The organism is Larkinella fluvii (genome assembly GCF_051857545.1).
GTDB lineage: Bacteria > Bacteroidota > Bacteroidia > Cytophagales > Spirosomataceae > Larkinella.
On record NZ_JBPZHB010000025.1, the window covers coordinates 1 to 7,449 of the forward strand.

Consider the following 7,449-nt stretch of genomic DNA (forward strand, 5'->3'; position numbering starts at 1 on the left):
GGCTGCTTTTTCTTTTTCAACCCCTAAGCCTTTGGATATCAACTGCTTAGTTACTCTCGCCCCGCGTCGTATCCCCGATTTGGGACTGCAAAGTACCGCATTATTTTAACCTTTGTCAAGACCTTAAAACAAAATAAATGTAGAATACTTTCTACAGTACTGACTGTTAGGCGGTAAGGTCTGAAATTATTTTTTCCTGCGGCTCCGAAAACCGGATTGAGTGGATGAAATCATGGATTGCTACGGTCTTATTTTCCTGATTTTGCTCCAGCAAACGGACGAAGGCGCTGCCAATAATGGCACCATTAGCATACTGACTCGCCGTTTGAAAAGTTGAATAATCCTGAATTCCGAAACCAATCAGGCGCGGATTCTTTATTTTCATGGCTTCGATCCGGCTGAAATAGGCTTTCATTTCGTCCGTGATTCCCTTTTGTGAGCCTGTCGTACTGGCCGATGAGACCATATAGATGAACCCATTTGTTAACTGATCAATCTGGCGAATGCGGTTTTCAGTCGTCTGGGGCGTTATCAGGAAGATATTTTGCAAACCATACTGATCGAAAATGGCTTTGTATTCCCGTTCGTATACGTCAATAGGCAGATCCGGCACAATGATTCCATCCACACCCACCTCGGCACACTGCCGGCAAAATGCTTCCACTCCGAACTGAACAACCGGATTTAGATAGCCCATCAATAGAATTGGCACCTGAACTTTCTGCCGAATTCCCTCAAGTTGCTCGAACAGAACCCGCAGTGACATCCCGTTGTGTAGCGCCTTCTGGTTGCTTTGCTGAATGGTTTCGCCATCGGCAACCGGATCTGAATACGGCATTCCGATCTCGATCAGGTCAACACCGGCTTCCTGCAACGTCTCCAAAATCGGTGCGGTATCGTGCAACTGGGGAAAACCGGCGGTGAAATAAACGTTCAGAATCTGTTCGGACTTCTTTTGAAACAATTCAGTAATGCGGTTCATGGCAGTATTCTTTAGGGAATGGAATGCTTTCCCGCTAGCTTTTACCTAGCGGAAGATTATAGAGTATGTGTGATGGTTATTTTGGAAGACGAGTCGTGTAGGCGGCTAAATCTTTATCGCCACGGCCTGAAAGGCAAATCACGACGGTTTCGTCCGGGCGGGCTTTCAGTTTGGGCAAACAGGCTAAGGCGTGTGATGACTCCAGGGCCGGAATGATTCCTTCCAGACGGCTCAGTTCAAAGGCCGATTCCAGCGCTTCCTCGTCGGTGATCGCGTAAAACCAACCACGCCCGGATGAAAACAAATGAGCGTGTAAGGGCCCAATACCGGGATAATCCAAACCAGCGGAGATCGAGTACGGTTCAACGACCTGACCATCTTCGGTTTGCATCAGGATGGTGCTGCTTCCGTGCAAAATACCGGGTTTCCCTAGGGCAGTCGTCGCAGCAGAATGTCCCGATTGTACACCCTGACCGGCCGCTTCGGCGGCAATCAGTTTCACCGACGGTTCGTCCAGATAATGGTAAAAAGCACCGGCAGCATTACTCCCTCCACCCACGCAGGCAATGACGTAATCGGGATTGGCCTGACCGGTTTTTTCCAGCAATTGCTTGCGGGTTTCTTCGGAAATAATGGACTGAAAACGAGCCACCATATCCGGATAGGGATGCGGCCCAACGACCGAACCGATCACGTAATGGGTATCGACCGGATTATTGATCCAGTGCCGCATGGCTTCGTTCGTCGCATCTTTCAGGGTTTGGCTTCCGCTGGTGGCCGGAACGACTGTCGCCCCCAGCATCCGCATCCGGTCGACGTTGGGCTTCTGGCGCTCCATGTCGATGCTACCCATGTAAACAATACACTCCAGACCCATCAAGGCGCAAACCGTCGCCGTGGCAACGCCATGCTGACCTGCACCGGTTTCGGCCACAATCCGTTTTTTACCCAATCGCTGGGCCACCAGAATCTGGCCGACGGTGTTGTTAACTTTGTGAGCACCCGTATGACACAGGTCTTCGCGCTTCAGGTAAATCGTTGTATTGTAAGCGGCTGACAGGCGACGAGCATGAAAAAGCGGGGTTGGACGACCCACATAATCCGTTAGTAAATCCCGCCATTCCTGTTGAAAAGCCGGATCGGAAATAATAGACAAGTAATTTTGGCGTAGTTCTTCTACGTTTGGATAAAGCATTTCCGGAATGAATGCGCCACCGAATGTGCCGTAGTATCCCCGTTCGTCGACCTGAAAAGCTGATTTTACTTCTGTAGTTTCCATTGTACTCAAAAACAAGTATGCAGTAACTGTAGAACCGCACCGATTACCGGGCAATTTTCGATTACTATCTATTTAAATGAGGCAGAAAAGCCTGGAAGACCGCAAAATGCGGTCTCTAAATGTATAACTATCTCAATAGGCTACGGGTTAAGCGACGGTTTCCTCTTCTTCGATGGGTTTCAGGCCGATGATGATGGCTTTGACCAGTTCGATGTCTTTCAGACCCGGGCTCATCTCCACTTTGCTGTTGATATCGACGCCATACAGCTTCAGGTGTTTCAGTTTATCCAGAGCATCAAGACTTTCCGCATCGATACCGCCACTGATAAAAAACGGTTTGTCGTTATCATACCGATTCATCAGGCTCCAGTCGAACGAAATGCCGTTGCCGCCAAACTGATCACCTTTTGCATCGAACAAAAAGAAATCACAGGACGGTTTGTAATTGTTCAGCATGCTGAAGTTGAACGTTTCATCGACCGAAAAGGCCTTGATGATGCTGACACCCCGGTTCCGCAGATTCCGGCAGAAGTCGGGCGTTTCAGTTCCGTGTAACTGAACGTACTGTAGGTCATACTTTTTCACGCTGCGCAGAATGTAATCCGGGCTGGCGTTGACAAATACACCCACTTTTTTCGTGCTGCGCGGAAATGATTTTAACAGTTCAGCGTCCAGTTCTTCGCCAACAAACCGCAGTGATTTGTCGTAAAAAATAAATCCCATAAAATCGGGTGCCAGGGCGAGCAAATCACGGATGTTGTCGGAATCCCGCATTCCACAGACTTTTACTTTCATGCGATATAGTGTTTTTGAGATAATGGATGCAACTGGTTCAATTCATCGAGTAATTGCTGCAAAGCCTGTGCCGGGTCGGCGGTTTTCATAAACGTTTCGCCGATCAGAAAGCCCTGATAACCGACTTGCTGAAGCGCCAGAATGGATTCGGCCTGCTGCAAACCGCTTTCGGAAATTTTAACGAAGGAATCAGGAATCAGCGCAGAAAGCCGAACAGACGTCGAAAGATCGGTCACGAACGTTTTTAGATTGCGGTTATTGACACCCACCAGATCGACGGTTTCGGTCAGATGGCTGGCCAATTCCTCCTCGTCGTGGACTTCCAGCAGTACTTCCAGCCCCAAATCGTGGGCAACCTGGCTGTAATTCTGAACTTGTTCGGGGGTGAGGCAAGCGGCAATGAGCAAAATAAAATCCGCACCGATTGCTTTGGCTTCCACAATCTGGTACGGATCGATGATGAAATCTTTCCGGATAATCGGGGTTGAGGGATTGGCCTGTCGCGCCTGGATCAAATCCTCGGACCTACCACCAAAAAATGGTTCATCCGTTAAAACCGACAGACACGCAGCACCGGCCCGGACGTAACCCGCCGTGGTGTCGGCCACCAGAACCTGATCGTTAATAATGCCTTTGGAGGGAGATTTTCGCTTGAATTCGGCAATAATACCCGATGAACCGGGTCGCCGAAGCGCGTCGTGAGCACTCAGCGGCTGCCGGTTAAACTGCGGCCGTTGTTCAAGCTCCCGTTGGGATACGACGGTTTTTTGATAATCTACTTCGGTTCGCTTCCGCTCAATAATCCGTTCAAGTACGTCCATTCTATTCTTTATTCCGGTGGTATTGCACTTTGTAATTTTCTTTACAACCGATTTACTTCTTCATTGGCTTTAGGCCGCCAGTAATTTTTTAAGGCTGTCTAACGCCCGCTTGCTTTCCAGTGATTCCCGTGCCTGCTGAATGCCTTCCTCAACGGTTTTCGCCCGCTCGGCGGCTACCAGAGCCATAGCGGCATTGGCAATAACCGCATCCGTTTGGGCAGAAGTTGCTTCGTTGTTCAACACATTCATAAAAATACGGGCAGAATCTTCGACGGACTTACCCCCGGCCAATTGTTCCGGCTGCAGTTGGGGCAAGCCAATTTGGTGCGGAGTCAGCACTTGCTCAGCGTGTGCGGTGATCGTTTTAAAGGCGCCGGTCAACGACACTTCATCATAGCCATCCAGAGCGTGTAGGATCATAAACCGCTTAGGCGTTTGCTGATAAAGATACGCATACAATCTGGCTAATTCAAGACTGAACACGCCAACGAGTTGTTTTTTCGGGAAAGCCGGGTTCACCATCGGCCCTAAAACGTTAAAAAATGTCTTTACACCCAATTCTTTCCGCATCGGCCCAACATTTTTCATCGCCGGGTGGAAGAGGGGCGCATGCAGAAAACAAATGCCGGCGGTTTCGACTTTTTTCCGCAGCACATCATAGTCATTCGTAAACCGATAACCCAAGTATTCCATCACTGTCGAAGAACCACACATGGACGACACGCCGTGATTGCCGTGTTTGGTAATCCGCTGCCCGGCACCTGCTACCACAAAAGCCGACAAGGTTGAAATGTTGAACGTATCCTTGCCATCGCCACCGGTTCCGCACAAATCCATGACGTCATATTCCGACAAATCGACAGCCAGACACAGCTCCAGCATAGCATCGCGGAAGCCTTCGAGTTCCTCGACGGTAATACTCCGCATCATGTAAACCGTCAGAAAAGCGGCAATTTGCGAGGTATTATATTGTCCGGTACTGATTCCAATCAACACCCGCCGGGCTTCTTCTTTGGTTAAGGTCTTGTATTCGAACAGGTGATTCAGTATTTCTTTCATGAGGGTAACGAAATAGGATGCGATTGTTATGTTAACGATTCAACCAGTTTTCCAGCATCTGTTTTCCGTGCTGCGTCAACACCGATTCGGGGTGAAACTGAACACCCCGCACGTCATATGTTTTATGAGCCACACCCATTACGCGGCCTTCTTCGTCGACCGCCGTAACCGTCAACTCGGCCGGAATGCTTTCGGGAATAACCGTCCAGGAGTGATACCGCCCCACCAGCAATTCAGTCGGCAATCCATTGAACAACCGCTCGGAGGTATTTTCCACAAAGGTGCGATGCGCAACGCCGTGGTAGACATCCGTCATGTTTTCCAGCGTCGCACCAAACGCTTCGCTGATTCCCTGATGGCCGAGGCAAATGCCTAAAATGCTTTTGGTAGGCGCATAGGTGCGAATAATTTCCTGCATAATGCCCGCTTCCGACGGAATTCCGGGACCGGGCGACAATAATATTTTGTCATAAGCCTCTACATCTTCCAGCGAAATTTTGTCATTCCGATACACATCAATGGTATGACCCAACTCACGAAGAATATAAACGAGGTTGTACGTAAACGAATCGTAGTTATCGATAACCAGCACTTTCATAAAAACCGTTGTTTTAGATTGTTTCAGCCTGTTTCATGGCCGTCCGCAAGGCCATCAATTTGTTATGTACTTCCTGCAATTCACTTTCCGGATTCGATTTGGCAACCACGCCAGCGCCGGCCTGATAATGTAACGTATTGTTCTTGCTGAGGAACGTCCGAATCATAATCGCCTGGTTGAAATCGCCACTAAAATCCATGAAACCAATGCACCCGCCGTAAAAACCGCGACTCGTTTGTTCGTACCGATCAATCAACTGCATCGCCATGTGCTTGGGAGCACCCGACAAGGTTCCGGCCGGAAAGGTTTCGCCTACAATCCGCAACGGTTTTGTATTCTCATCCAGTTCGCCCACGACTTTCGACACCAGGTGAATGACGTGCGAGTAATACTGAACCTCTTTGAAGGTTTCGACTTTAACGGTTTTGCAATTCCGGCTCAGATCATTCCGCGCCAGATCGACCAGCATGACGTGCTCAGCGGTTTCCTTCGGATCGTTGTGCAGTTTTTGCGCCAGTTCCGCATCCGCTACATCATTACCCGTCCGGCGAAAGGTGCCGGCAATGGGATAAATGATGGCGTTCTGGCCCTTAATGACAATCTGAGCTTCCGGCGACGATCCGAACAATTTATAATTGCCATAATCAAAATAGAAAAGATAAGGTGACGGATTCAGCGAGCGAAGAGCGCGGTAGACGTTAAATTCATCACCCCGAAAAGCCGTAGAAAACTTACGGGAAAGCACAATCTGGAACACGTCACCCCGGTGGCAATGGTCGATTCCTTTTTGAATAATTTCCAGGAATTGATCATCCGTAAAATTAGACTGCTCATCCTGCGTAGTTTGGAAGGAATAGGACGGAAAATTGCGGTTTTTAATGAGGGTTTCAATGTAATCAAGGTTATGGGGAGCAGGCTCCTGACCTTCTTCCAAATACGAATGCTCAAAAAGATAGAGTTCGTCTTTAAAATGGTTGATCGCAATCACATACCGAAACGCCTGGTAAACGACCAGCGGCACATCGTTTTCGGCTCCATCTGCTTGCAACGAAATATCTTCAAAAAACTGAACCGCATTGTAGCCAATGTGACCAAAAAGACCATTGGTAATAAACGGAAACGGGAATTTCTGATACTGAAATCCGGCTCTAAAGTCTTCGATTTCCGTCAGCAAGTCATCTTTTGGAGAAATCTCGACGGATTTTGACGTAGCGTTTGGATAGTCGATTTTTATAGAATTACCATCAAATTCAAATTTGGCAACGGGATCAAAACAGATGTACGAATAGCTGTTGTCATTCCCGTGGTAATCTGAGCTTTCGAGCAGGATACTGTTGACAAACTTATCTCTCAGGCGAAGATAGATACTGACAGGTGTCAAGGTGTCGGCTAGCATCTTGCGGTATGAGCTGGTCACCTTGAAAGCCGGTTTTTGTTCTTTAAATGGAGCAATCATGATTGAAAAGGAAATGGTTAGAAAACAAAAAAAGCCCACTGGTTTGAACAGTGGGCTTTCGAAAGAACCAATAGGATCGGTTTTACAAAGCATGCGCTGACTGTTCAACTTCGATTGAAGAAGAACGCCACCAAAGATTAGAAGATATCAATCCAAAACGCATGGTTACAAATGTTTTTAAGTCGGGGTGGCGGGATTCGAACCCACGACCTCTACGTCCCGAACGTAGCGCGCTACCGAGCTGCGCTACACCCCGATAGGCAAAGGTAATTATTTTGTAAAAAATCAAAAAGAAAAAAGTATACCCATCTCGGTTTAAGGAGATGGGTACATTGTAATCTGTGGTGGCGGCAACCTACTCTCCCGGAAGTGACTCCAGTACCATCGGCGTAACGGGGCTTAACGGCTCTGTTCGGTATGGGAAGAGGTGTTCCCCCGCACCCTTGCCACCATCCCAGC

The 7,449-nt window shown here is 48.4% G+C and carries 7 protein-coding genes, 1 tRNA gene and 1 rRNA gene; all 9 read right to left on the reverse strand.

Going from position 1 to position 7,449, the window contains the following annotated elements; all coding sequences use genetic code 11:
• Positions 1-166 precede the first annotated feature (166 nt).
• Positions 167-982 carry a tryptophan synthase subunit alpha gene (trpA, locus tag ACS5NO_RS33090; RefSeq protein ID WP_439419069.1) on the reverse strand — a complete coding sequence of 272 codons (816 nt, stop codon included), beginning with the start codon at positions 980-982 and terminating at the stop codon, positions 167-169.
• A 76-nt stretch (positions 983-1,058) separates the two neighbouring features.
• The gene (gene trpB, locus ACS5NO_RS33095) at positions 1,059-2,261 is read right to left on the reverse strand and encodes a tryptophan synthase subunit beta (RefSeq protein ID WP_114410201.1); all 1,203 of its coding nucleotides are present in this window, start codon (positions 2,259-2,261) and stop codon (positions 1,059-1,061) included.
• A gap of 147 nt (positions 2,262-2,408) precedes the next feature.
• Entirely contained in the window at positions 2,409-3,056 is a 648-nt protein-coding gene (locus tag ACS5NO_RS33100) for a phosphoribosylanthranilate isomerase (protein ID WP_439419070.1), read from the reverse strand.
• Entirely contained in the window at positions 3,053-3,877 is an 825-nt protein-coding gene (trpC, locus tag ACS5NO_RS33105; protein WP_439419071.1) for an indole-3-glycerol phosphate synthase TrpC, read from the reverse strand. Before trpC ends, ACS5NO_RS33100 begins: the two co-directional genes overlap by 4 nt.
• Before the next feature lie 69 nt (positions 3,878-3,946).
• Positions 3,947-4,936 (reverse strand): anthranilate phosphoribosyltransferase, encoded by a 990-nt coding sequence (gene trpD / locus ACS5NO_RS33110; protein WP_439419072.1) that lies wholly within the window; start codon positions 4,934-4,936, stop codon positions 3,947-3,949.
• 31 nt (positions 4,937-4,967) lie between these two features.
• Positions 4,968-5,534 (reverse strand): anthranilate synthase component II, encoded by a 567-nt coding sequence (locus ACS5NO_RS33115; protein WP_439419073.1) that lies wholly within the window; start codon positions 5,532-5,534, stop codon positions 4,968-4,970.
• A 13-nt stretch (positions 5,535-5,547) separates the two neighbouring features.
• Positions 5,548-6,990: an anthranilate synthase component I family protein gene (locus ACS5NO_RS33120; RefSeq protein ID WP_439419074.1), complete on the reverse strand. Its 1,443-nt coding sequence runs from the start codon at positions 6,988-6,990 to the stop codon at positions 5,548-5,550.
• A gap of 182 nt (positions 6,991-7,172) precedes the next feature.
• Positions 7,173-7,246 (reverse strand) — tRNA-Pro (locus ACS5NO_RS33125).
• 86 nt (positions 7,247-7,332) lie between these two features.
• Positions 7,333-7,444, reverse strand: a 5S ribosomal RNA gene (gene rrf / locus ACS5NO_RS33130).
• Positions 7,445-7,449 lie beyond the last annotated feature (5 nt).

What these genes read in the sequence shown, in the direction of transcription:
- trpA (WP_439419069.1), bottom strand. Translation starts at nt 982, where the DNA reads ATGAACCGCATTACTGAATTGTTTCAAAAGAAGTCCGAACAGATTCTG.
- trpB (WP_114410201.1), bottom strand. Translation starts at nt 2,261, where the DNA reads ATGGAAACTACAGAAGTAAAATCAGCTTTTCAGGTCGACGAACGGGGA.
- ACS5NO_RS33100 (WP_439419070.1), bottom strand. Translation starts at nt 3,056, where the DNA reads ATGAAAGTAAAAGTCTGTGGAATGCGGGATTCCGACAACATCCGTGAT.
- trpC (WP_439419071.1), bottom strand. Translation starts at nt 3,877, where the DNA reads ATGGACGTACTTGAACGGATTATTGAGCGGAAGCGAACCGAAGTAGAT.
- trpD (WP_439419072.1), bottom strand. Translation starts at nt 4,936, where the DNA reads ATGAAAGAAATACTGAATCACCTGTTCGAATACAAGACCTTAACCAAA.
- ACS5NO_RS33115 (WP_439419073.1), bottom strand. Translation starts at nt 5,534, where the DNA reads ATGAAAGTGCTGGTTATCGATAACTACGATTCGTTTACGTACAACCTC.
- ACS5NO_RS33120 (WP_439419074.1), bottom strand. Translation starts at nt 6,990, where the DNA reads ATGATTGCTCCATTTAAAGAACAAAAACCGGCTTTCAAGGTGACCAGC.